Annotated in this window: 24 protein-coding genes; 11 read left to right on the forward strand and 13 right to left on the reverse strand. The window is 74.3% G+C overall.

Translation table 11 applies throughout. The features are described from left to right. The first annotated feature begins 48 nt into the window (after nucleotides 1-48). On the forward strand, nucleotides 49-909 hold the full coding sequence (locus tag RM590_RS27270) for an MFS transporter (protein WP_311707380.1): 861 nt from the start codon (nucleotides 49-51) through the stop codon (nucleotides 907-909). Here RM590_RS27270 and fabF read toward each other — a convergent pair. From fabF to RM590_RS27295, 5 genes are all read right to left on the reverse strand, one after another. Beyond that, complete coding sequence (gene fabF / locus RM590_RS27275; protein WP_311707381.1) at nucleotides 851-2113, reverse strand: beta-ketoacyl-ACP synthase II; 1263 nt, start codon at nucleotides 2111-2113, stop codon at nucleotides 851-853. The genes RM590_RS27270 and fabF overlap by 59 nt on opposite strands. 106 nt (nucleotides 2114-2219) lie before the next feature. Then, complete coding sequence (locus tag RM590_RS27280) at nucleotides 2220-2468, reverse strand: acyl carrier protein (protein WP_311707383.1); 249 nt, start codon at nucleotides 2466-2468, stop codon at nucleotides 2220-2222. 58 nt (nucleotides 2469-2526) lie between these two features. Further along, the gene (locus tag RM590_RS27285) at nucleotides 2527-3525 is read right to left on the reverse strand and encodes a beta-ketoacyl-ACP synthase III (protein WP_311707384.1); all 999 of its coding nucleotides are present in this window, start codon (nucleotides 3523-3525) and stop codon (nucleotides 2527-2529) included. Nucleotides 3526-3536: 11 nt separating this feature from the next. Next, nucleotides 3537-4502 carry an ACP S-malonyltransferase gene (locus tag RM590_RS27290; protein WP_311707385.1) on the reverse strand — a complete coding sequence of 322 codons (966 nt, stop codon included), beginning with the start codon at nucleotides 4500-4502 and terminating at the stop codon, nucleotides 3537-3539. 88 nt (nucleotides 4503-4590) lie between these two features. Next, on the reverse strand, nucleotides 4591-5730 hold the full coding sequence (locus RM590_RS27295; RefSeq protein WP_311707447.1) for a PucR family transcriptional regulator: 1140 nt from the start codon (nucleotides 5728-5730) through the stop codon (nucleotides 4591-4593). A 179-nt stretch (nucleotides 5731-5909) separates the two neighbouring features. Here RM590_RS27295 and RM590_RS27300 point away from each other — a divergent pair, with 179 nt between their 5' ends. The 6 genes from RM590_RS27300 (at nucleotide 5910) to RM590_RS27325 (ending at nucleotide 12807) form a co-directional block, all read left to right on the forward strand. Next, nucleotides 5910-6578: a pirin family protein gene (locus RM590_RS27300; RefSeq protein ID WP_311707386.1), complete on the forward strand. Its 669-nt coding sequence runs from the start codon at nucleotides 5910-5912 to the stop codon at nucleotides 6576-6578. Between the two features lie 109 nt (nucleotides 6579-6687). Next, nucleotides 6688-7917 (forward strand): MFS transporter, encoded by a 1230-nt coding sequence (locus RM590_RS27305; RefSeq protein WP_311707387.1) that lies wholly within the window; start codon nucleotides 6688-6690, stop codon nucleotides 7915-7917. Nucleotides 7918-7992: 75 nt separating this feature from the next. Then, on the forward strand, nucleotides 7993-9558 hold the full coding sequence (locus RM590_RS27310) for an ABC transporter substrate-binding protein (RefSeq protein ID WP_311707388.1): 1566 nt from the start codon (nucleotides 7993-7995) through the stop codon (nucleotides 9556-9558). Then, nucleotides 9555-10499 carry an ABC transporter permease gene (locus RM590_RS27315; RefSeq protein ID WP_394813983.1) on the forward strand — a complete coding sequence of 315 codons (945 nt, stop codon included), beginning with the start codon at nucleotides 9555-9557 and terminating at the stop codon, nucleotides 10497-10499. The genes RM590_RS27310 and RM590_RS27315 overlap by 4 nt, the downstream gene beginning before the upstream one ends. After that, nucleotides 10496-11296 (forward strand): ABC transporter permease, encoded by an 801-nt coding sequence (locus RM590_RS27320; protein ID WP_311707389.1) that lies wholly within the window; start codon nucleotides 10496-10498, stop codon nucleotides 11294-11296. Before RM590_RS27315 ends, RM590_RS27320 begins: the two co-directional genes overlap by 4 nt. Then, a complete protein-coding gene (locus tag RM590_RS27325) occupies nucleotides 11293-12807 on the forward strand; it encodes an ABC transporter ATP-binding protein (protein WP_311707390.1) in 1515 nt (504 codons plus the stop codon). The genes RM590_RS27320 and RM590_RS27325 overlap by 4 nt, the downstream gene beginning before the upstream one ends. Here RM590_RS27325 and RM590_RS27330 read toward each other — a convergent pair. The 6 genes from RM590_RS27330 to RM590_RS27355 all read right to left on the reverse strand — a co-directional run bounded on the left by RM590_RS27330 (nucleotide 12737) and on the right by RM590_RS27355 (nucleotide 17848). Then, entirely contained in the window at nucleotides 12737-13246 is a 510-nt protein-coding gene (locus RM590_RS27330) for an NUDIX hydrolase (RefSeq protein WP_311707391.1), read from the reverse strand. The two genes, RM590_RS27325 and RM590_RS27330, sit on opposite strands and share 71 nt — an antisense overlap. Nucleotides 13247-13279: 33 nt before the next feature. Continuing rightward, nucleotides 13280-13609, reverse strand: a complete 330-nt coding sequence (locus tag RM590_RS27335; RefSeq protein WP_311707392.1) for a hypothetical protein — start codon at nucleotides 13607-13609, stop codon at nucleotides 13280-13282. Between the two features lie 155 nt (nucleotides 13610-13764). Then, a complete protein-coding gene (locus RM590_RS27340) occupies nucleotides 13765-14244 on the reverse strand; it encodes a hypothetical protein (RefSeq protein ID WP_311707393.1) in 480 nt (159 codons plus the stop codon). Next, on the reverse strand, nucleotides 14241-14795 hold the full coding sequence (locus tag RM590_RS27345; RefSeq protein WP_311707394.1) for a SigE family RNA polymerase sigma factor: 555 nt from the start codon (nucleotides 14793-14795) through the stop codon (nucleotides 14241-14243). Before RM590_RS27345 ends, RM590_RS27340 begins: the two co-directional genes overlap by 4 nt. Continuing rightward, nucleotides 14792-17221 carry a glycosyltransferase family 2 protein gene (locus tag RM590_RS27350; RefSeq protein ID WP_311707449.1) on the reverse strand — a complete coding sequence of 810 codons (2430 nt, stop codon included), beginning with the start codon at nucleotides 17219-17221 and terminating at the stop codon, nucleotides 14792-14794. Before RM590_RS27350 ends, RM590_RS27345 begins: the two co-directional genes overlap by 4 nt. Nucleotides 17222-17275: 54 nt before the next feature. Then, the gene (locus tag RM590_RS27355; protein ID WP_311707395.1) at nucleotides 17276-17848 is read right to left on the reverse strand and encodes an AAA family ATPase; all 573 of its coding nucleotides are present in this window, start codon (nucleotides 17846-17848) and stop codon (nucleotides 17276-17278) included. Between the two features lie 88 nt (nucleotides 17849-17936). Here RM590_RS27355 and RM590_RS27360 point away from each other — a divergent pair, with 88 nt between their 5' ends. Both RM590_RS27360 and RM590_RS27365 read left to right on the forward strand, forming a co-directional pair. Beyond that, entirely contained in the window at nucleotides 17937-18218 is a 282-nt protein-coding gene (locus tag RM590_RS27360; protein WP_311707396.1) for a type II toxin-antitoxin system Phd/YefM family antitoxin, read from the forward strand. Beyond that, nucleotides 18215-18619 (forward strand): type II toxin-antitoxin system VapC family toxin, encoded by a 405-nt coding sequence (locus tag RM590_RS27365; RefSeq protein ID WP_311707397.1) that lies wholly within the window; start codon nucleotides 18215-18217, stop codon nucleotides 18617-18619. Before RM590_RS27360 ends, RM590_RS27365 begins: the two co-directional genes overlap by 4 nt. Nucleotides 18620-18746: 127 nt before the next feature. On the opposite strand, the gene RM590_RS27370 is transcribed toward RM590_RS27365, so the two are convergent. Continuing rightward, the gene (locus RM590_RS27370) at nucleotides 18747-19559 is read right to left on the reverse strand and encodes a serine hydrolase domain-containing protein (protein WP_311707398.1); all 813 of its coding nucleotides are present in this window, start codon (nucleotides 19557-19559) and stop codon (nucleotides 18747-18749) included. An 89-nt stretch (nucleotides 19560-19648) separates the two neighbouring features. Between RM590_RS27370 and RM590_RS27375 the strand changes: the two genes are divergently transcribed. Together RM590_RS27375 and RM590_RS27380 are read left to right on the forward strand one after the other, a co-directional pair. Then, nucleotides 19649-20149: a MerR family transcriptional regulator gene (locus RM590_RS27375; RefSeq protein ID WP_311707399.1), complete on the forward strand. Its 501-nt coding sequence runs from the start codon at nucleotides 19649-19651 to the stop codon at nucleotides 20147-20149. Then, nucleotides 20146-21162, forward strand: a complete 1017-nt coding sequence (locus tag RM590_RS27380; protein ID WP_311707400.1) for an aldo/keto reductase — start codon at nucleotides 20146-20148, stop codon at nucleotides 21160-21162. Before RM590_RS27375 ends, RM590_RS27380 begins: the two co-directional genes overlap by 4 nt. A 22-nt stretch (nucleotides 21163-21184) precedes the next feature. On the opposite strand, the gene RM590_RS27385 is transcribed toward RM590_RS27380, so the two are convergent. Then, entirely contained in the window at nucleotides 21185-22057 is an 873-nt protein-coding gene (locus RM590_RS27385) for a DUF4429 domain-containing protein (RefSeq protein WP_311707401.1), read from the reverse strand. Between the last annotated feature and the right edge of the window lie 67 nt (nucleotides 22058-22124).

Raw genomic sequence — 22124 nt, forward strand, 5'->3', positions numbered from 1 at the left:
GCGTTCTGCTGATCGACGCCGCCACCTACCTGGTCTTTCGCGGGCGCCGTGGCGACCCTCCGGGATCCGCTGCCGCCGTCGCGGTCGCGCTCGGCCCCCGGCGAGGCGACGGGGGCGCGGCCCCGGCTGACGGCGGTCCGCCGCGACCGGGTGATCGTCGTGACCACGGCCGCGTTCATGCTGTTCAACGTCGCGGAGGGAATGCTGCTGCTGGTGGTCGGTCCCTGGCTGGTGAAGAACGAACTGGCGGGCGGCGCCGCCTCGCTCGGCGTGCTGATCGCGGCGATGGCGGCGGGCGAGTTCGCCGGGGCCGCGCTGGCCGGCAGCGGCCGGGCCGGGCCGGCGTCGGTGCGGCGCATCGGCCTGTGCCAGGTCGGCGCGGCCCTGGCCATCCTGCCCGTGCTGGACGTGTCCCGGCCCGTGGTGGTGGGCGTCGGCTTCTTCGGGGTCGGGCTGCTCAGCGCGCCGATGACCGTGTGGGCGCAGTCCCTGCGGATGCGCCGCATCCCGCCCGAGCTGCACGGCCGTTCGTTCGCCACGCTGCGCACCCTGATGCAGGGCACCCCGCCGCTGGGGACGGCGATGGCCGCGCCGCTGCTGGTGCACGGCGGGCTCGGCGCGTCCGTGCTGGTCATGACCGGGCTCGCGGGACTGCCGGGGCTGTATCTGTGGGCCGCCTTCCGGGACGCACCGGAGAACGCCGGGACCCGGGGAGTCGAACGAACGCCTCCCGGCGGGCTGACAGTTCGCGACGGGCCGCCGGGGGCGGGGCCGGATACGCCGGGATCCCGTCCGATCGCATCGATCGGACGGGATCCCGGCGACTTCTTGAAAATCAGACCGTTTGAAATCAGACCGTTCGCATGGCCAGCACCACGTTGTGCCCGCCGAAGCCGAACGAGTTGTTGATCGCGGCGATCGTGCCGGACGGCAGTTCGCGGGCGGTGTCCCGGACGATGTCCGCGTCCACCTCCGGGTCCAGCTCGTCCACGTTGATCGTCGGCGGGGCCGTGCGGTGGTGCAGCGCCAGCACCGTGGCGACCGTTTCCACGCCGCCCGCGCCGCCGAGCAGGTGGCCCGTCATCGACTTGGTCGCGGAAACCGCCACATGGGCCAGGTCGTCGCCCAGCACCATGCGCAGCGCCTTGACCTCAGCGATGTCCCCCTGCGGGGTGGACGTCGCGTGCGCGTTGAGGTGGGCGATCTGCTCCGGCTTGAGGTCCGTGGCGTCCAGCAGGTTGCGCAGGGCGGCGGCGATGCCGCGGCCGGACGGCTCGGGCTGCGCGATGTGGTGGGCGTCGGCCGACAGGCCCTGGCCCAGCATCTCGCAGTACACGCGGGCGCCGCGCCGCGCCGCGTGCTCGGCGGACTCCAGCACTATCACCCCGGCGCCCTCGCCGAGGACGAAGCCGTCGCGCCCGGTGTCGTACGGCCGCGAGGCGCGCTGCGGCTCGTCGTTGTTCTTGGACATGGCCATCATGTTGGCGAAGGCCGCGATGGGCAGCGGGTGGACGCACGCCTCCGTGCCGCCCGCGATCACCACGTCGGCGCGGCCGGTGCGGATCATCTCCGCGGCGTAGCCGACGGCCTCCGCGCCCGAGGCACAGGCGCTGACGGGCGTGTGCACGCCCGACTGCGCGCCGAACTCCAGGCCGACGTTGGCCGCGGGGCTGTTCGGCATGAGCATCGGCACGGTGTGCGGGGAAACGCGCCGCGCGCCGCGGTCCTTGAGGACGTCGTACTGCTCCAGCAGCGTCGTGACACCGCCGATGCCGGAGGCGATCACCGAGCCGAGGCGGGCGGGGTCGACCGACTCGTCCTCGCCGGCCTTCGCGGTGAAGCCCGCGTCGGCCCACGCCTCCCGGGCCGCGAGCAGCGCGAACTGGGCCGTGCGGTCCAGTCGGCGGGCCTGCGGCCGGGGCAGCACCTCGGAGGGCTCGACGGCGGCGGTGGCGGCGAAACGGACCGGCAGCTCGGCCGCCCAGTCCGCCGTCAGGGGCCGCACGCCGGACCGGCCGGCGACAAGCCCCTCCCAGGTCGACGCGCTGTCGCCACCCAGCGGTGTGGTTGCGCCGACACCGGTGACAACCACCGTTCGATTGGTCGCGTTCACAGAATGACTACTCCGCTAGTTGTGGGATGGTGTGCCGCGCCACCCCGGAAGGTGGCGACAAGCGCTCGGGTAACTCGTGTATCTCGCGTATGCGGTGAGGTGCCGGTCAGCCCTGGTGGGACTCGATGTAGCCGACGGCGTCGCCCACGGTCTTCAGACCCTTGACGTCATCATCCGGGATCTTGACGCCGAAGCGCTCCTCGGCGGCGACGACCACCTCGACCATGGACAGCGAGTCGACGTCGAGGTCGTCGGTGAACGACTTCTCCTCGGTCACCTCCTCGTTGGGGATCCCGGCGATCTCGTTCACGATGTCGGCGAGACCGGCGACGATCTCTTCCCTGGTGGCAGCCATTGCGGCGCTCCTTTGTGTACTGCGGTGGGGTACCGCGTGGATGGTGATCGGGTCTTGCTTAGGGGAGGGTAACGACCGTCGCGGCGTACACGAGACCCGCCCCGAAGCCGATGACGAGTGCGGTGTCGCCGCTCTTCGCCTGCCCGGTCGCCAGCATCCGCTCCATGGCGAGCGGGATGGAGGCGGCCGAGGTGTTGCCGGTGGTCTCGATGTCGCGGGCGACCGCGACACCGTCCGGCAGCTTGAGCGTCTTCACCATGGAGTCGATGATGCGCATGTTCGCCTGGTGGGGGATGAAGACGTCCAGTTGGTCGGCGGTGATCCCGGCGGCGTCCAGGGCTTCCTGCGCCACCTTGGCCATCTCGAACACCGCCCAGCGGAAGACCGTCTGGCCCTCCTGCCGCAGCGCCGGGAACGGGTCCCCGGGCGCGTACCGGTCCCAGGGCACCGTCTGGCCGATGACCCCGGCCTTGTCGCCCTCCGAGCCCCACACCGTGGGGCCGATCCCGGGCTCCTCGGCCGGGCCGAGCACGACCGCGCCCGCGCCGTCGCCGAAGAGGAACGCGGTGGACCGGTCGGTCCTGTCGGTCAGGTCGGACAGCCGCTCGACGCCGATGACCAGCACATGGGTGGCGCTGCCGCCCATGATCAGGCCCTTGCCGATGGTCAGCCCGTAGCCGAACCCGGCGCAGGCCGCGGAGATGTCGAACGCCGCGGGCCGGACCGCGCCCAGCCGGTGCGCGATCTCGGTGGCGACGGACGGCGTCTGCGCGAAGTGCGAGACGGTCGACACGATCACCGCGTCGATCTGTTCGGCGGCGATGCCCGCGTCGGCGAGCGCCTTGCCGGAGGCGGCGAGCGCCATCTCGGCCACGGTCTCGTCCTCGCCGGCCCAGTGCCGGGTCACGATGCCGGAGCGGGACCGGATCCACTCGTCCGAGGAGTCGATGTGCTTCAGGATCTCCTCGTTGGGCACGACGCGGGTGGGGCGGTAGCCGCCGACGCCGAGGATGCGCGCGAACGGCGCGCCCGGGCCGGCCTTGAGTGAGGCGGACATGCTCCCTGCTCCTATTCGGCGGCGTCGGCCGCTGCGGCTGTGTCGGCGGAGAGTCCGGTGATCAGCTCGCGGGCCGCGGCCAGCGTATCCGGGCCCTTGATGGCCACCCGCTCGACCTCGGGCAGGTTCCGCTTGGCCAGCGCGGTGAGCGTGCCGCCGGGGCACAGCTCCACGATGGCGGTGGCGCCCAGCTTCTGGAACGTCTCCATGCACAGGTCCCAGCGGACCGGGTTCGAGATCTGGGACACCAGGCGGCGGACCACCTCGCGTCCCTCGGCGACGACGGCGCCGTCGGCGTTCGACACATACCGTATGCCCGGATCGGCCACGGAGATGTCCGAGACGGCGGCGTTCATCTCGGCCACGGCGGGCGCCATGTGGTACGTGTGGAACGCGCCGGCCACCTTGAGCGGCACGACCCGGGCCCGCTCCGGCTTGCCGGCGGCCAGTTCGGCCAGCCGGCCGACGGTGCCGGCGGCGACGATCTGCCCGCCGCCGTTGTTGTTCGCGGGGGTCAGCTCCAGCTCGGCCAGGCGGGCCGCGACGGCGTCGGGGTCGCCCCCGAGCACCGCGGACATCCCGGTCTCGGTGACGGCGGCGGCCTCGGCCATCGCCTGGGCGCGGCGGCGCACCAGCGCCATGGCGTCCTCCTCGGACAGCACCCCGGCGATCGCGGCGGCGGCGAGCTCGCCCACGCTGTGCCCGGCTACGGCGCCGACGGCCGCCCGCGGGGCGGGCACGGCCTCGTCGTCGAAGAGCGCCGCGGCGGACACCAGCGCGGCGGCGACGAGCAGCGGCTGGGCCACCGCGGTGTCGCGGATCTCGTCGGCGTCGGCCTTGGTGCCGAAGTGGATGAGGTCCAGACCCACGAGGTCCGACCAGGCGCCCAGGCGGTCGGCCACGCCGGGCAGTTCCACCCAGGGGTTCAGGAAGCCAGGCGCCTGGGAGCCCTGGCCGGGAGCGACGAGTACGAGCACGCTCTCACTCTCTCCCGGCGGCGCCGTTCACCGCCGGTGGGGGCGAGAACGAAGAACCGTCGAGGGATTTGTGGGCATCGCACAAACCCTAGGCGGAATGGTCCTCATCGGCGAGGCGGCCCAGCATCAGTGCGATGCGCAGAGTAAAGGCCGATCGGACATCGGAAGGGGGCCACCCGGTGACATCAGTCACACGGCGGAGGCGGTAGCGAACGGTGTTGGGATGCACAAAAAGCATGCGGGCCGCCCCCTCCAGACTGCTGGCCTGCTCCAGATAGACACTCAGCGTTTCCAGCAGCGCGGAGCCCGCCTCCTGCAGCGGTCTGTAGATCTCCTCCACCAGAAGCGTGCGGGCGGCGGGGTCGCCCGCCATCGCGCGCTCGGGCAGCAGGTCGTCGGCGAGCACCGGGCGCGGCGCGTCCGGCCAGGCGGCGCAGGCGCGCAGGCCGGCCGCCGCGGCCTGCGCGGACCGGGTGGCGGCCAGCAGGTCGCCGACGAGCGGGCCGGCCACCACGGGGCCGGAGGCGAACGGGCCGATCAGCGCCTTGGCCGCCTGCACCGGGTCGTCGCTGCCACCGGCGATGACCACCAGCCGCTTGCCGAGCACCCCGGTCAGGACCTGGAGCTTGGCGTAGCGGGCCGCGCGGCGGATCGCCTCCACGGTGAGCTCGCTGTCGCCGTTGGGGGCGTTGCCCAACACGACCGTCACATGTTCGGGTGCCTTCCAGCCCAGGGCGGCGGCGCGGGAGACGTCGCTCTCGTCCGCCTCGCCGGAGACCACCGCGTTGACCACGAGGGATTCCAGCCGGGCGTCCCACGCGCCGCGCGCCTCGGCGGCCTGGGCGTAGACCTGCGCGGTGGCGAACGCGATCTCCCGCGCGTACACCAGCAGGGCGTTGCGCAGCGCGGACTCCCCGCCGGGCAGGGCCAGTTCGTCCACGGCGGACTCCACCACCTCGATGGTGGTGCGCACCATCTCGACGGTCTGCCGCAGCGTGATGGCGCGGGTCAGCTCGCGCGGGGCGGTGCCGAAGACGTCGGTGCTGATCGCCTGCGGCGTGTCCGGGTGCCGGAACCACTCGGTGAACGCCGCGATGCCGGCCTGGGCGACCAAGCCGATCCAGGAGCGGTTCTCCGGGGGCATCGCGCGGTACCACGGGAGCTGCTCGTCCATCCGCGCGATCGCGGCGGCGGCCAGCTTTCCCGAGGACTGCTCCAGGCGGCGCACGGTGGCGGCGTGCGCCTTCTTCTCATCAAACGCGGCGGCCTCGTCGAACGCGGCCGCCTCATCGCGCGCGGTGGCCTTCGGGGCTGCTTCTTCGGCATCGGACACGAGGACCAGCCTGCCTCATTTCCTCCCGGCTCATACCCGGCGGGGGTGAGTGCGGGGTGGATACGGTGGGACGCATGCTTCAGGTGCAGCGTTCCGCCGAGCGCTACCGGGGCGGTGATCCGGCGGGCGGGATCGAGACCCGGCACGCGTTCTCGTTCGGCGGCTTCTACGACTCGGACAACGTGCGGTTCGGCCCGCTGACCGCCTGCAACGAGGAACGGCTCGCGCCCGGCGCCGGGTTCGGCGCGCACCCGCACCGCGACGTGGAGATCGTGAGCTGGGTGATCGAGGGCCGGCTCACGCACGAGGACGCGCGGGGGCGGGCGACCGTCGTCGGGCCGGGCGATGTGCAGCGGCTCACGGCGGGCTCCGGGACCCGGCATGTGGAGCGCAACGCGGGCGATGTCCCGCTGCGCTTCGTGCAGATGTGGCTGGTGCCCGACCGGCCGGGCGGCGACCCGGAGTACGAGGTGGTGCGCGGGATCGCGGACGGCACCCCGTACGCCCTGCCGCGCACCGACGCGGTGCTGCATGTGCGGCGGCTGCGCGAGGACGAGCCGACGGCGGTGCCGGTGGCGCCCCTGGTCTACCTCCATGTGGTTTGCGGCGCCGTGGAGTTGGGCGGCGACACCCGGCTGGCGGCGGGGGACGCGGCGCGGCTGCGGGAGGCGGGGGAGCCGGCGGTGCGGGCCGTGGGCGGGGCGGCGGAGCTGCTGATGTGGGAGCTGGGGGCGGCGCGGTAACGCGGCGGCGCGGGTCCGGCGTGGTGACCTGGGCAGCGGTGCGGCTCGGGAAGCAGTGTGGCCCATCGCACAGTGACAATGAAAATGACTGTCGATAGCGTTTCGCCGCGTGCGCACAACAGCCACCTCCTCGTTCCCGTACCCGATCCGGCTGCTGCTGGTCAACCAGCTCGGCGTCAACACCGGCTTCTACCTGCTGATCCCCTATCTCGCCTGGCAGTTGGGCGAGGGGCTGGGGATGTCCGCGGCGGTCGTCGGCATCGTGCTCGGTGCCCGGAACCTCAGCCAGCAGGGCCTGTTCCTCCTTGGCGGCTCGGCCGCCGACCGGCTCGGCCCGCGCCGCGTCATCATCGCCGGCTGCGCGCTGCGCACCCTGGGCTTCGGCCTGTTCGCGCTCGGCGACGGGCTGCCCGTGCTGCTGGCCGCCTCGGTGCTCAGCGGCCTGGCCGGCGCGCTGTTCAACCCGGCCGTGCGCGCCTATCTCGCGCAGGAGGCGGGTGACCGCAAGGCCGAGGCGTTCGCGCTGTTCAACGTCTTCGCCACGGCCGGCACCCTGCTCGGCCCGCTGCTGGGCAGCGCCCTGCTGCTGGTCGGGTTCACCGCCTGCGCGCTCGTCGCCGCCGGGATCTTCGCCGTGCTGACCGTCGCCCAGGCGCTGGTCCTGCCCGACCGGCCGGTGCCGCCGGCCACGCGCGGCCTGCTCGGCGACTGGCGCGAGGTGCTGCGCGACCGCCGTTTCCTCGCGTTCTCGCTGGCCACTTCGGGGATGTTCACGCTGGAGAGCCAGGTCTACCTGCTGCTGCCGGAGGCGGCCCGCGCCGCCACCGGCCGGGAGATCGCGGTCGGCGCGGTGTTCCTCACCGGCACCGTGGCCGGCCTCGCCCTGCAGATCCCGCTCACCCGGGCGATCGCGCGGCGCGGCGCCCGCGGGCCGTGGATCGCCGCCGGGCTGGCCCTGATGGGCGTGGCGTTCCTGCTCCCGCTGGCGCCCGGCCTGCCGCCGGTGCTGGCCGCCGCCCTGCTGCTCCAACTCGGCGTGATGGCCGCGCAGCCGCTGGTGATGGAGCTGGTGCCGGCCTTCGGCGGCGGGCTGACCGGCACCCGCTTCGGCGTCCACTACGGCATCTGCGGCCTGATCGCCGCCGCGGGCAACGCCGGGCTCGGCTGGGCCCTGGACACCGGCGACCGGCTGCCCTGGCTGTGTGCCACCGCGCTGGGCCTGGCCTGCGCCGCGGCCGTGCTGCGGCTGCACCGCTCGGGCCGGCTCCCCGCGCCGGGCGGGCCCCCCGCGCCGGAGCCGGTGGCCGGCCCGCCCCCGGCGGCGGGCCGGCGCACCTGACCACCCCGACCGCCCCCTTCCCCACCCGCACCCCCGCTCCCCGACCCGCACCACCGCACCGAAGGACGTCCCCGCATGCCCAACGCACCCCAGTTCCCGACCCGTTCACCGCGCCGCCGCAGCGTCCTCGCCGCCGCGGGCGCCGCCGCGCTGGGCCCGCTGGCCGCCTGCGGCTCCGGCTCGGACGGCGGCGGCGACGACGGCGAGCCGCGCCGGGGCGGCCGGCTGCGCGCCGCCTTCGCGGGCGGCGGCGCCGGCGAGACGCTCGACCCGCACCGGGCCAACCTCTTCGTGGACGCCGCCCGCGCCAAGGCGATATTCGACAAACTGGCCGACTACGGCGACGACATGTCCGCCGAGCCCCGGCTGGCCGAGAGCTGGGAGCCGGCCGCCGGACTGGACCGCTGGACGATCACCCTGCGCGAGGCGGTGTTCCACGACGGCCGCCCGGTCACCGCGGAGGACGTCCTCCACAGCTACCGCCGCATCGCCGACCCGGACGAGACCTTCCGCGCCCGGGCCGACCTGGAGCCCATCGACCTGACCGCCAGCCGCGCCACCGGCGAGCGCACCGTTGAGTTCCGGCTGAAGCGGCCCACCGCCGACTTCCCCGCCGTGCTCGCCGCGTTCGGCGCGTACATCGTCCCGGCCGACACGGACAGCTTCGACAACCCGGTCGGCTCGGGCCCGTTCCGCTTCCGGTCCTTCACCCCCGGCCGCTCCGCCGTCTTCGAGCGCTTCGATGACCACTGGGACGGCGCGCCCCACGTCGACGAGATCGAACTCACCGTCGCCAACGAGGAGTCCGCTCGCGTCAACGCGCTGCTCGGCGGCCAGATCGAGTACGCCCACGAGCTGAATCCGGCCACCGCCCGCGCCCACGAGAACGGCGGCGGCATCCGCGTCGTGCGGCTGGCCAACAGCGCGATGCAGGCGTTCGTGATGAAGACCGACCGGCCGCCGTTCGACGACCCGCGCGTCCGCGAGGCGTTCTTCCTCATCGCCGACCGCGAGGAGCTGATCGACGGCGCGCTGTCCGGCGCCGGGGAGATCGGCAACGACCTGTTCGGCAAGGGCTACCAGTACTACGCCGCCGAACTGCCGCAGCGGACACGGAACGTGGAGCGCGCCCGGCAACTGCTGCGCGAGGCCGGCGCCGAGAACCTGGAGGTCACCCTCGACACCTCGGACGTCGCCGTCGGCTTCGTCGAGGCCGCCGGCATCTTCCGCGACCAGGCCGCCGAGGCCGGCGTCACCATCCAGGTGCGCACCGGCAGCAAGGACAGCTACTGGAGCGACATCCTCGACTCCGGCACCCTCGCCTCCTACCGCTCGGGCGCCATGCCCATCGGCACCCACATCGCGCAGCGCCTGCTCAGCGACTCGCCCACCAACGCCACGCAGTGGCGGCACGCCGACTTCGACGAGCTGCACCGGCAGGCCCAGGCGACGGCCGACGAGGCCGAACGCACCGCCGTCTACGCTCGGATGCAGCGCCGCCTGCACGCCGAGGGCGGCTTTCTGATCTGGGGGTTCGCCGACTGGATCCTGGGCGTGGCGAACCACGTGCGCGGCGTCTCCGAGACCGCCCCCGCCAACTCCCTGAACTGGGCCCGGTTCGACAAGGTCTGGCTCGCGTGAGTGCCTTCCTGGCACGGCGGTTGCTGCTTGGCGCCGCGCAGATCGCCGCCGTCGCCGCGCTGATCTTCCTGCTCACCGAGGCGCTGCCCGGCGACGCCGCCGTCGCGCTCGCCGGTGACCAGCCCGACCCGGCACGGATCGCCGCGATCCGCGAGGCGATGGACCTGGACCGGCCCGCGGTGGAGCGGTTCGCCGACTGGGTCACCGGCCTGCCGCGCGGCGACCTCGGCACCTCCCTGGTGTCCGGCCGGCCGGTGACCGCCTACCTCGCCGACGCCTTCGGCCCCACCCTGCTGCTCGCCGCGCTGACCCTGGTGCTGCTGGTGCCGGTGTCGGTGGCCCTGGGCGTGCTGGCCGCCCGGCACGAGGGCGGCGTCGTGGACCGGGCCGTCAGCGCCGTCACCATGGGCGTGTACGCGGTGCCCGAGTTCGCGCTCGGGGTGCTGCTCGTCGTCGTGTTCGCGCTGCGGCTGGACTGGCTGCCGCCGACCGCCGTCGGCTACGGCACCGACCTGCTCGCCCACCCGGCCGCGCTCGTGCTGCCGGTCCTGGTGCTCGCCGCCCGCCCCATCTGCTCGATCAGCCGGCTGATCCGCGCGGGGATGACCGAGGCGCTGGCCGCGCCCTACACCGCGCAGGCCCGCCGGTACGGGATCCGCCCGGCCCGGGTCCGTTATGCCCACGCGCTGCCCAACGCGCTCGCCCCCGCCGCCCAGCAACTGGCCCGCACTGTCGACTGGTTGCTGAGCGGCGTGATCGTGGTCGAGGCGTTGTTCGTGATACCCGGGCTGGGCACCGTCCTGCTGGACGCGGTGGCCGCCCGCGATGTGCCGGTGATGCAGGGCCTGGCCATCGTCTTCGGCGCCACCACCGTGCTGCTCAACCTGGGCGCCGACCTGGTGACCCACCGCCTCGCCCCGCGTGCCGGAGCCGCCGCGTGAAACGCTTCCTGCCCGGCCTGCTGCTGGCCGCGCCACCGTTGCTGGTCGCCCTGCTCGGGCCGCTGTTCGCCGGCGAACCCGGGGACCGTGCCCAGTCGTTCGCCGCGCCCGGCGACGGCCACTGGCTGGGCACCGACTTCGTGGGCCGCGACGTGTGGCAGCAGGTGCTGCTCGGCGGCCGTTCCGTGGTGCTCATCGCGCTGGCCGCGACCCTGCTCGCCTACGCCGTGGCGCTGCCGGTCGGCTTCGCCGCCGCGCTCACCGCGCGCGGCTGGCTGGAGGAGGTGCTGATGCGCCCGCTGGACGTGCTGCTCGGCGTGCCCACGCTGCTGTTCGTGCTGCTCGTCGCCGCGGTCCACTCGCCCGGACCGGCCGGGCTCGCGGTGCTCGTCGCGGTCGTCAACGTGCCCGACGCCGCCCGCATCACGCGGGCCGCCGCCGCGTCCGCCGCCGCCCGCCCGGCCGTGGAGGCGCTGCGTATGCAGGGGGAGAGCCGGTCCCGGATCGCCCTCGGCTACCTGGGCCGTTCGGTGCTGCGCACGCTGGCCGCCGACGCCGGGATCCGGCTGACCGGCACGCTGTACCTGGTCGCCACCGCCGCGTTCCTCGGCGTGGGCGTCGCACCGGACGCCGCCGACTGGGCCGTCATGGTCGACCGCAACCGCACCGGGCTCTTCCTCCAGCCGTGGGCCGTCGTGGTGCCCGCGCTGCTCATCGTCGCCCTGTCGATGGGCACCAACCTGATCTCCGACGCCGCGCTGGGGCGGCGGCGGGCCGCGCGAGGAGGAGAACGATGAACGCGACCGGCGCCGCGGTGGCCGAACTGTCCGGGCTGCGCGTCGTGGTGGGCGGCCGGGCGATCGTCGACGGGGTGAGCCTGCGGCTGACGGCCGGCCGCGTCACCGCCCTGGTCGGCGCCTCCGGCAGCGGCAAGACGACCACCGGCCTGGCGCTGCTGGGCGAGTACCCGGCCGGGGCCGAGGTGACGGGCACCGTCCGCGCCCCCGAGGGGCTGGTGGGCTATGTGCCGCAGCATCCCGCCGCCGTGCTCAACCCCGTCCGGCGCTGCGGCGCGTTGCTCTTCGACATCGCCCGCGCCCACGTGCGCGAGCTGCCCCGCGGGGAGCGCGCCCGGGCCGCCGCCGAACGCGTCGCCGCCGCTCTGGAGGCCGCCCAACTCCCTGAGGGGCCCGAGCTGTTGCGGCGCTTCCCGCACCAGCTCTCGGGCGGCCAGCAGCAACGGCTGGTGCTCGCCCAGGCGTTGCTGCTCGGCGCCCGGGTGGTGATCGCGGACGAGCCGACGACCGGCCAGGATGCCCTGACCAAACGGCGGGTGGTGGGCGAACTGGCGGCCGTCGCCCGCCGGGGCATCGCGGTGCTGCTGCTCAGCCACGACGCCGACGTGGTGAACGCGCTCGCCGACGAGGTCGTCGAGCTGCGCGCGGGCCGCGTCGTGGCGTCCGGCCCGGCGGCGCGGACACCGGCCGCTCGCCATGAGCCGCCGCCCCGCCGGCCGCCGGCCGCGCGCCCGCTGCTGCGGGTTACCGCGCTGACCGCCCGGCACGGCCGCCACATCGTGCTGCGCGACGCCGAACTGACGCTGGCGGACGGGGAGTTCCTGGCGGTGCTGGGCCGGTCCGGCAGCGGGAAGACCACGCTGGCCCGCTGCCTGGCCGGGCTGCACCGGCACCACTCCGGGGAGGTGCTGCTCGACGGAACGGCCCTGCCGCGCAGCCTCCGTGACCGGTCCCGGTCCCAACTGGCCGCCGTGCAGTACGTGTTCCAGGACGCGTCGGCCGCGTTCGACGAACATCGCCCGGTGGCCGGCCAAGTGGCGCGCACCGCGGTGCGGCTGCGCGGACTGCGCCCGGCCGCCGCGCTGGAGGAGGCGCGGGCGGCGCTCGCCCGCACCGGGCTGTCCGAGGAGGTCGCCGGCCGCCGGCCGGGGAAGCTCTCCGGCGGCGAGCTTCAGCGCGCCGCCCTGGCCCGCGCGCTGCTGGCGCGGCCCCGCGTGCTCGTCTGCGACGAGATCACCTCGGGGCTGGACGCGGGCACCCGGGCGGCCGTGCTCGGCCTGCTCACCGCCCCGCCCGGCGAACGGGACGTCCCCGCCGTGGTGTTCGTCACCCACGACCTGGCGGCGGCGGCCCATGCCGACCGGGCCATCGTGCTGGACGGCGGCCGGATCGTGGAACGGGGTGCCGCGCGGGACGTACTCACGGTGCCCCGGCACCCGTTCACGGCCGAACTGGTGAAGTCCCCGGACGGCGCGGCTCGTTCGGCACGAAACCCAGATCGACCGGGATGACGGGCGTCCGGGCCGCGCCCGCGAGCACGGCGGCCAACTGCGGCGGCCACAGCGCCTCGTCGGCCGCCGCCAGCTCGGCCGGGGTCCACCAGCGCCAGCGCAGGATGCCGTCCTCGGTGTGCGCCGCGGTCAGATCGCCGGCCGGCTCGCGGCGCGGCCCGTGGGCCAGATAGATGTGCTCGTGCTGGCGCACCGGTATGCCCGACCTGGTGTAGTCGTGCTCCCAGGTGCACAGCAGCGGCCCGGGCTCCAGATCGCTCCAGCCGGTCTCCTCGCGCAGCTCGCGCCGGGCGCCCTCGCGGGGCGTCTCCCCGGGATCCAGGCCGCCGCCGGGCATGGCCCAGTGGACGCCGACCTCTTCGTTGTCGTAGCGGAAGAGGAAGACCGAGCCGTCGGGATCGAGCACGGCCATTCGCGCCGCGCGCCGGGGAGTTCGCATCCGGCCAGGATAACGAGGGCGCCGGAACCGCCGTTAGCGGAACTCGATCGACGCGGAGATGACCTCGCACTTGGGCGCGTACTGGCAGACGACCTCGGAGCGCACCGCGGTGTCGGCCGAGGCCCGCACCCAGGGACCGTAGACGGTGTGGAAGCCGGAGATGCCGGCGCCGTCCGCCACCACGCGGAACTCGAAGTCGCCCGCGCCGGCCGGGCATTCGGCGTACGCCTGGTAGGTGTCGTTGTCGGAGCCGGTCACGCAGTCGGCGGGGTCGGCCGCCGCCGGGGTCGCCAGCACCGCGCCGGACGCCGCCAGCAGCGAGATCGCGCCGGTCAGCACGGCGGCTCTCACGGTCCGTCTCATGCGTCTCTCCTCTTCACTCGGGCCCCGTCCGGGCTGTTCGCCGCCATCGTGGAGGCGAGCGGGGGCACGGGGAAGCGCTTGGGCGGCGGGTGGCCGGAAAGTGCCCCTGGAACGGTGTCGAACGCGCCGCTTCGACAGGCGGCGGGGACCCGGGGTCAGCCGGTCGGCGTGGCGCGGCCGGTGGGGGCATTGGAGAAGCCGTTGTCGGTGGCGGTGCCGTCGTCCGTCGGCGAGCCCGAGAAGGCGTCGTCTGCCGGCGAGCCCGAGAAGCTGCTGGGCGATCCCTCGTCGGCCGAGGCGCCGGGGGAGCGGGTGAGGGATCCCCCGTCCGTCCAGGACGGTTCGGCGGGGCCGGTCGGCACCGGCGGGTCCGTCGGCGTCACCCGGCTCCGGTCGTCGGCCGGCGGAGTCTCGGTGCCGCCCGGCACAAGCCCGGCGAGCAGGGCCAGCGCGGCGGTCACCAGCGCCACGACCAGCGCCGCCACCACGGGCGCCGCCGCCCGGCGCACCCGCCGCCGCCTGCGCCCCTCCCGCACGGCGCGCGCCACATCGACGCCCGGGCCGCCCGGCCCCGCGTCGCGCAGCGGGAACAGCAGCCGGGCCGCCTCCCGGGCCACGTCGTCGTCCCGTGTCACGGCCGCTCCTTCCCGAGGGACAGTTCCGCGCCGAGCGACGCGGGCGCCGAGGCGCCCAGCAGCACCCGCAGCCGGGCCAGGCCGCGCGCCGACTGGCTCTTCACGTTCCCCTCCGAACAGCCCAGGACGCGCGCCACTTCGGCCACCGGCAGATCGCACAGGAAGCGCAGCACCAGCACCGCCCGCTGCCGGGGCGGCACGCGCGACAGCGCCGTGTGCACCAGCGCCCGCGTCTCGATGTCCGGCCCGCCGGCCGCGGGCGGCAGGCCCGGCGTCTCCTGCGGCGCGCCCGACAGCCGCACCCGTGCCCAGCCCAGCCGCCGCTCGTTGAGGAACGCCCGGACGAGCATGGTGTGCACATAACGGTCGAGGTCGTCCGCGGCGCGCGCCCGGCGCCAGTGCACATACAGCTTGGTCAGCGTCGCCTGCACGATGTCGTCGGCGCGGTGCGGGTCCCGGCACAGCAGATGCGCCATGCGGCGCAGCGCGGGCAGCCGCGCGGAGACGTACGCCGTGTACGCCGCCTCCTCCGCCGCCGGGGATCCCGTCATGTCTTCGCGCCCGCCTCCCAGACCCACACCCATACGCCCCCGATCCACTCCTCGCGCCGCTGAAGGAGCCGGCGCAGGGTGACACGCAGTTCGGCGGCGGCGGGTTGCGGCGTGAGGATAACCGCCCCGGCGCGCCAGTAGGTCAGGTCCTCGGCGGCGGCAGCCCGTTCGGCCGGTCCGATCGCGGGGATCTCGCCGGTGGCGGCCACCTCGCGCAGCAGGGCGCTGGTGCGGCGCGGCACCGGTCCGTAGATGCCCCGCCGGTCGGGTCCGTAGGGGCCCATGAAGTAGCCGCCGGGCAGCGGGAATTCGAGGTCGGCCGTGGTCTGCCAGTGCAGCGGCCAGGCGTTGTCCGGCGCGGGCAGCGGCACGGGCACGAGGCTCCGGCCCTCCGGCACATACGACCGCCAGGTGCCGTCCGCGACGAACGCCGGCACCTCGGGCCGTTCCGCGGTGGCCAGCGGGGTGGGCGCGATGGGCACCAGGGCGGCGGCCACCGCGGCCCAGCCCGCCACCGCCAGGGCGCGGTCCCGGCCGGCGGCGAGCCGGGCGCAGGCGAGGGCCAGCAGGACGCCGAGGGCGGGCACGGCCACCATCGCCACCCGCGACTCGATGACGGACTCGAAGAGCGGCAGCCGGTCCAGCAGTAGCCAGGGACCGGGCAGTTCGGCGTCCGTGCCGGGCAGCGGCACCGACCGGCCCAGGGACAGCACGATGGCGGCCAGCGCCGTCCAGGCCAGCGCCCGGGCCAGCGCGTCCCGCCACAGCCACCCGGTGACGACGGCGGCCAGGCACAGCAGCGGCCAGCCGAAGAAGGCGTTCTGCTCGGTGCGGTTGAGCGCGAGCGCGTCGGCGGTGGCCGCGTCCCCGGCCAGCGACCGGCCGGCGAACTCCACCAGCGCCCGCGGCGGATTGCCCGTGGAGCCGTGGTGAATGGCGGTGTAGCTCTGCTCGCCGAAGAACTGATGGGCCAGCGGGTAGGCGAGCAGCGCCAGCGCCACCAGCGCGCCCACCGCCAGCCCCCGGCCCAGCGGGCGCAGCGCCGCCTGGGCCCGGGCGGGCCGGGCCGCCGCGTGACCGGCCGCGAACAGCAGCATTCCGACGGCGCCCAGCAGCAGCGCCTCCTCGCCCAGGAACACCTGATAGGCGACGAACAGGCCCAGCAGCACGCCGTCGCGCGTGCCGCCGCCGCGGCACAGCCGCAGCAGCCGGTCCACGATCAGCGGCAGCATGAACAGCACCACGAAGTTGGGGTGCGCGTTCGCGTGCGAGATCATCGGCGGCGCGAACGCGCACAGGGCCGCCCCGAGCGCGGCGGCCGGCCGGTGCGGGGTCACGTTCCGCACCAGCAGCCAGTACCAGGCGGCGGCGGTGGCGGTCAGGCCGCCGGTGAGCACCAGCGCCCAGGTGACGGCCGGGCCCAGCAGCGCGGTGACGGGCGTGAGCGGCACGGACAGCCCGAACATGGCCGTGTTCGCCATCAGGTTCACGCCCAGCGGGGTGTTCTGGAGCGTGGTGAACAAGGGGTCGTCCCACTCCAGGACGTTCCGGGCGGTGACCGCGAAGAACCACTCCCACTGCGGCTGGTCGAAGCCGCCGTCCACCAGATGGCGCCCGGCCGGGTCCGCCCACAGGCCGTGGAACAGCAGCAGCGACAGCAGCGCGTACGCCGTCACCACCAGCACGTCGGCCGGGCGCGCCACCAGCCGGGCCAGCTCGCCCAGCGTCCGCGCGTAGCCCAGCGCCGTCACCTTGGAGCCCGCGCGGTGCGACCAGCGCACCGGCACCTCGGCGACCGGCCACCCGGCGCGCCGGAACATCCGCAGGATCTCGACGTCGATGCCCCAGCCGTCCAGGCGGGAGCGCGCGAACGCCGCCCGCGCCCGGTCGCCGTCGAACAGCTTGAAGCCGCACTGGGTGTCCCGCACCCCGGGCACCGCGACCGCGCGGATCAGCCGGTTGCCCGCCTGCCCCAGCCACTCCCGCACCGCGTGCTGGCGCACCTCGATCCGGGCCCCGGGGTGGGCACGCGAGCCGATCGCCGCGGCGAAACCGGCGTCCAAGTGGTCGTGCAGCGCGGCCAGTTCCTCGATGGGCGTGGCCAGGTCGGCGTCGGTGACCAGGACCCGCCGGCCGCGCGAGGCCAGCACGCCCAGCCGCACGGCGTGGCCCTTGCCGTGGTTGCCGGTGAGCGGCGCTGCGGGCGTGCCCGCGCCGCCGAGCAGCCTTATGCGCGGCTCGGTGGCCGCCGCCTCGCGCACCAGCGCGGCGGTCGCGTCGGTCGAGCCGTCGTCGGCGACGATCAGCTCCCACGCGCCGTGCCGGCCAGGGGAGGCGCGCAGATAACGGCAGATCGCGTCCAGCGTGCGGCGCAGCCTGTGCTCCTCGTTGAACGCCGGGACGACGACCGTGAGATCGGGTGAGATGTGTGGCACGCGCTGGTGACCACGCCGGAGCGCCCGGAGGTTGTGTGTGCCTCGTCACACCGGCCGGGTGCCGCCGTCGGCGATCAGCCGAGCCAGCTCGGGCACGTCCACCGGACGGGTGGTGTCCACGCGGTGCACCGTTCCGAACGCCAGCGGCCGGGCGTTCCGCTCCCAGAAGCGCCACTCCTCGTCCGCCGAGCCGCTGCCGGCGACGTGCACGGCGTGCCGGCCGCCGGCCCGCTCGGCGAACCGGGCCCGGGCCAGCGCGGGCGGCACCGCGCACCACACCTCGACCACCTGCTCCGCGGGCACGCCCGCCCGCGCCAGCCCGGCGGCCGCCACCGGCCGCAGATGGGCCAGCCACGGGCTCTCCAGCACGGCCCGCCCGCGGGCGTCCCCGAGCAGCGTCCACAGCGCCTCGGCGGCGGCGGCGCCCAGCGCGCGGCTCCACTCGAGGGGCGAGAGACCGGGCGGCCGGGCCGTGGCCAGGGCGTCGGCCAGCGTCTCCTTCACGGCGTCCTTGGAGAACAGCGGCAGCCCCAGCTCGGCGGCTAGGTCCCGGGCGAGCGTCGACTTGCCCGAGCCGGGAAGTCCGTTGACGACAACGGTCGGTGCGGCGCGTTCCACCAGCGACACGGTAGCCGCAATCTCCGTGGCGGCCGTTCGGCGGGAGGCCGGCCTTGCGGTACCTACCTCATGTAGTTACATTTGCCGAATGGAGACCATCGGCCTGCGCGAACTGAACCAGAACCCTTCCAAGGCGGTAGCCCGGGTCCGGTCCGGCGTGCCGATACTCGTCACGGACAGAGGAGTCCCGGTGCTGCGCATGGTGCCGGAGACGCAGACCCCCGACCCGTTGCGGCGCATGCTCGAATCCGGGGACGCGACCCCCCCGGCCGAACGGGGCATGCCGGACCTCCAGCCCGAGCTGGCTCCCGATGTGGAGAGCCTCTCCGACCTGCTGCTGGGAGAACGCGAGCGGGAGCGGCGCCGTTGATCTACCTGGACGCCTGCGCCCTGCTCAAGTTCATCAAGCCGGAGAAGGAGTCCGAAAGCCTGCGTTCCTGGCGGGCCGGATTGCCGGACGGCGCCGAACTCCTCACCAGTGACCTGTCCCGTCTGGAGATCACCCGCACCCTCCACCGCGCGGGGGTCGACCCGCAGCGAGTGCCGTACCACGTTGGACAGGCCGTGCGGGGGGTCTACCTCATCGACCTCACCAGCACCGTGCTGGCGCGCGCCATGGCCTATCAGACCCGCAGGCTCGGCTCGCTGGATTCCATCCACCTCGCGACCGCCGACCCGTTCCGGGTGGAGCTGACTCAGTTCGTCACCTACGACCGGGAGCTGACGCAGGCCGCCGAAGACCTCGGACTGCCGGTCTGGGCCCCCTCGTGAATTCCGCGGCCAGGGCGCCGCGCCACGCTGTGCGGGGACACGGCGCTGACCACCGCCGCGCTCCAACTCCTGGCCATCATCCGGGAATAGCGAGTATCCGGGACTAGGGCCCGGCGGTGCCGTCCGGTCAGCCCCGCAGCTCGGCCAGCACCGCGTCGGTGAACGGCGGCCACGCCTCCACCGCCCAGTTGCCGAACGCCCGGTCCGTCAGCGCCACACACGCCGCCGCCGCGTCCGGGTCGACCCACAGGAACGTGCCGGACTGGCCGAAGTGGCCGAACGTCCGGGGCGAGGACGTGGCGCCCGTCCAGTGCGGCGACTTGTGGTCGCGCAGAGAGAAGCCGAGGCCCCAGTCGTTCGGCTTCTGGTGGCCGTAGCCGGGCAGCACGCCGTTCAGCCCGGGGAAGACCACGGCCGTGGCCTCGTCCAGCGTCTCGCGGGCGAGCAGCCGCGGGTTCAGCAGCTCGGCGGCGAACCGCGCGAGGTCGTCCAGCGTGGCCACGCCGTCCTTCGCCGGGGAGCCGGGGAGCTGGGTCGCCGTCATGCCCAGCGGCTCCAGCACCGCCTGCCGCAGATACTCGGCGAACGGCATGCCGGTGGCCTTGGCGATGTGGTCGCCCAGCACCTCGAAGCCCGCGTTCGAATAGAGTCGGCGGGTGCCGGGCGGCGCCATCACCCGGTGCTCGTCGAACGCCAGGCCCGAGGCGTGTGCGAGAAGATGGCGCACCGTGGAGCCGGGCGGGCCGGCGGGCTCGGTCAGCTCCGTCGCGCCCTCCTCGACCGCGATCAGCGCGGCATAGGCGGTCAGCGGCTTGGTGACCGAGGCGAGCGCGAACGGCTGCCCGCCGGGGCCGCGGGCGGCCCGCCGGCCGTCGGCGGTGACCACGGCGGCGGCAGCGGTGGGCACCGGCCAGTTGTCGATCAGCTCCAGGCTTCGCATGCGTTCGAGCGTAGCGTGGCGGAAAGGCTCGCCGACTCCTGGCCGGGGGCACTTGCCTGGAGTGCACTCCAGCTCCTTAGCGTGCGGGTATGACCCTGACACAGCAGGAGCTTCCGGAACTGGAGGAGCGCGCCGACCACTGCGCGACCGTCGAGCGGCCCCATCCGCGCCCGGACGGGCAGGACCGCTACACGATCAGCGAGGTGGCCGACCACACCGGGCTGAGCGTGCACACGCTCCGCTGGTACGAACGCATCGGCCTGATGCCGCACATCGACCGCTCGCACACCGGCCAGCGCCGGTACCGCAACCGGGACCTGGACTGGCTCGCCCTCGTCAACAAGCTGCGGCTGACCGGGATGGCCGTGGCGGACATGGTCCGGTACGCCGACCTGGTGCGGCAGGGCGACCACACCTTCCCCGAGCGGCGCGCGCTGCTCATCGCCACGCGGGAGGACGTGCTGCGCCGGATCGCCGAGCTGCGGAGCACGCTCTCCGTTCTGGACTTCAAGATCGACATCTACACCGAATACACCGAACCCGCCGCTGACACCGTGCTGGTGTCGGAAAGGGCTGACGCAACCGCATGAGCACCACGAAGATCGACACCGCAACGCTGGGCAGCACCGGACCCCGGATCGGGATCCAGGGACTGGGCTGCATGGGCATGAGCTTCGCCTACGGCCCCACCGACGCGGACGAGGCCCGCGCCACGCTGGAGCGGGCGCTGGAACTGGGCGTCACGTTCTACGACACCGCCGACATGTACGGGTCGGGGGAGAACGAGACGTTCCTCTCGCCGTTCGTCCGGGCCCACCGCGACGAGATCACCATCGCCACCAAGTTCGGCATCGTGCTGGACCCCGACGACCCGGCCGCGCGCGGCGTCCGCAACGACCGCCCCTACATCCGGGAGAGCGTCGAGGGCAGCCTGCGCCGGCTGGGCGTCGACGTCATCGACCTGTACTACATGCACCGCCGCGACCCACAGGTGCCGATCGAGGACACGGTCGGCGCGATGGCGGAGCTGGTCGCCGAGGGCAAGGTCCGGCAGTTGGGCCTGAGCGAGGTCACCGGCGCGGAGCTGCGCGCGGCGCACGCCGTGCACCCGATCGCGGCGGTCCAGTCCGAGTGGTCGCTGTTCTCGCGCGACGTGGAACGGACCGCCGTGCCGGCCGCCGGTGAGCTGGGTGTCGCGTTCGTGCCGTACTCGCCGCTGGGCCGGGGCTTTTTGACCGGCTCGTTCGCGAACGCCGCGACCGACCTCACGGCGGACGACTTCCGCCGCGGGCAGCCCCGTTTCACCGGTGAGAACGCCGCCGCGAACGCCGCCCTGCTGGAGCCGATCCGCCGCATCGCCGCCGCGCACGACGCCACCCCGGGCCAGATCGCGCTCGCCTGGGTCCACGCCCAGGCCAGCGCCCGGGGCCTGACGGTGATCCCGATCCCCGGCACCCGGCGCCGCACCCGCGTCGAGGAGAACACCGCGGCCACGCGCGTGGCGCTGACCGCGGCCGAGCTGGCGGAGCTGGACACGATCGCCGGGCGGGTGACGGGCGACCGTTACGCGGACATGAGCTTCACCTCGGCCGGCCGCGAGTAGCCGCGGGCCGGGGCCCGCGCGGTCACAGCTCGGCGAGCAGCTCGGACTTCTTCTTCGAGAACTCGTCGTCCGTCAGCAGGCCCGACGCGTGAAGTTCGCCCAGGTGGCGGATCCTGTTGGCGATGTCGGCGGGGTCCGCGCGGCGGCGGGTGTCCAGGGCGGTGCTGGGCGTGGGGTCCGCGGCGCGCACCGCCTCCAGGACGGCGGCGGCCAGCGGGAGGGATTCGTGGACCAGGCCGTAGCCGAGGCCGAAGACCACCGCGGCCGGGTCCTGGTCGGCCGGGCCGTCGTGGGACTCCGGCTTGCCGTCGGGGCCGCGGCGGCGCAGGCGCAGATGGCCGCCGGCGATCTCGGGGGAGCGCCACTCCACCTCGGCCAGCTCGCTCACCTGGAACGACTGGTCGCCCGCCTTCCACTTGGCCGACGAGGCGCCCGTCCAGAACCAGCGGAACGAGACCACCTTCCCGTCGAAGGACACCTTCCCGTCGAACGCCTTGAACTGGAGCGGCGCGGTCGGCGCCGCCACCAGATACTGGTCGGCCTCCTGGTCTGCGGCCAGGCCCAGCGCCGAGCGCAGCTCGGTGGCGTAGTAGTCGCCCAGCGTCTCGCGCTCCGCCGGGAGCACCAGGCGGTACGGGTCTGCGGCCTGCCGCAACTGCCCCGCGGCGGCGTCGAGCAGCGGATCGGCCCCGGGGCGGGGCACGGCGTGCAGGACCACCGTGCCCTTCCGCGTCCCCGGGGCGAGGTCGACCGTACTCAGCGCCTCGTAGGGGATCCGGCGCTCGCCCAAGACCTGGAAGAGCTTCGGTGTGCGTATTCCCCGTTCGAAGCGGATGAGCACGGAGTCGGTGTCGAACTCCCAAGTGGAGTGGATTCCGGCCAGCACATCACCCATGCGGGTCATCGTATGCGCCGGGGCTGACGAAACGGCTTCCCCCGGATGGGTGTGTTCCTGACAGCTC

Origin of the sequence: Streptomyces litchfieldiae, from assembly GCF_031845365.1 — a bacterium.
Lineage (GTDB): Bacteria > Actinomycetota > Actinomycetes > Streptomycetales > Streptomycetaceae > Streptomyces > Streptomyces litchfieldiae.

Bases quoted from the DNA above. Each gene is read 5' to 3' on its own strand.
- RM590_RS27280 (WP_311707383.1), bottom strand. From the start codon at position 2,468: ATGGCTGCCACCAGGGAAGAGATCGTCGCCGGTCTCGCCGACATCGTG.
- RM590_RS27285 (WP_311707384.1), bottom strand. From the start codon at position 3,525: ATGTCCGCCTCACTCAAGGCCGGCCCGGGCGCGCCGTTCGCGCGCATC.
- RM590_RS27300 (WP_311707386.1), top strand. From the start codon at position 5,910: ATGCTTCAGGTGCAGCGTTCCGCCGAGCGCTACCGGGGCGGTGATCCG.
- RM590_RS27310 (WP_311707388.1), top strand. From the start codon at position 7,993: ATGCCCAACGCACCCCAGTTCCCGACCCGTTCACCGCGCCGCCGCAGC.
- RM590_RS27325 (WP_311707390.1), top strand. From the start codon at position 11,293: ATGAACGCGACCGGCGCCGCGGTGGCCGAACTGTCCGGGCTGCGCGTC.
- RM590_RS27330 (WP_311707391.1), bottom strand. From the start codon at position 13,246: ATGCGAACTCCCCGGCGCGCGGCGCGAATGGCCGTGCTCGATCCCGAC.
- RM590_RS27335 (WP_311707392.1), bottom strand. From the start codon at position 13,609: ATGAGACGGACCGTGAGAGCCGCCGTGCTGACCGGCGCGATCTCGCTG.
- RM590_RS27345 (WP_311707394.1), bottom strand. From the start codon at position 14,795: ATGACGGGATCCCCGGCGGCGGAGGAGGCGGCGTACACGGCGTACGTC.
- RM590_RS27360 (WP_311707396.1), top strand. From the start codon at position 17,937: ATGGAGACCATCGGCCTGCGCGAACTGAACCAGAACCCTTCCAAGGCG.
- RM590_RS27370 (WP_311707398.1), bottom strand. From the start codon at position 19,559: ATGCGAAGCCTGGAGCTGATCGACAACTGGCCGGTGCCCACCGCTGCC.
- RM590_RS27375 (WP_311707399.1), top strand. From the start codon at position 19,649: ATGACCCTGACACAGCAGGAGCTTCCGGAACTGGAGGAGCGCGCCGAC.
- RM590_RS27380 (WP_311707400.1), top strand. From the start codon at position 20,146: ATGAGCACCACGAAGATCGACACCGCAACGCTGGGCAGCACCGGACCC.
- RM590_RS27385 (WP_311707401.1), bottom strand. From the start codon at position 22,057: ATGGGTGATGTGCTGGCCGGAATCCACTCCACTTGGGAGTTCGACACC.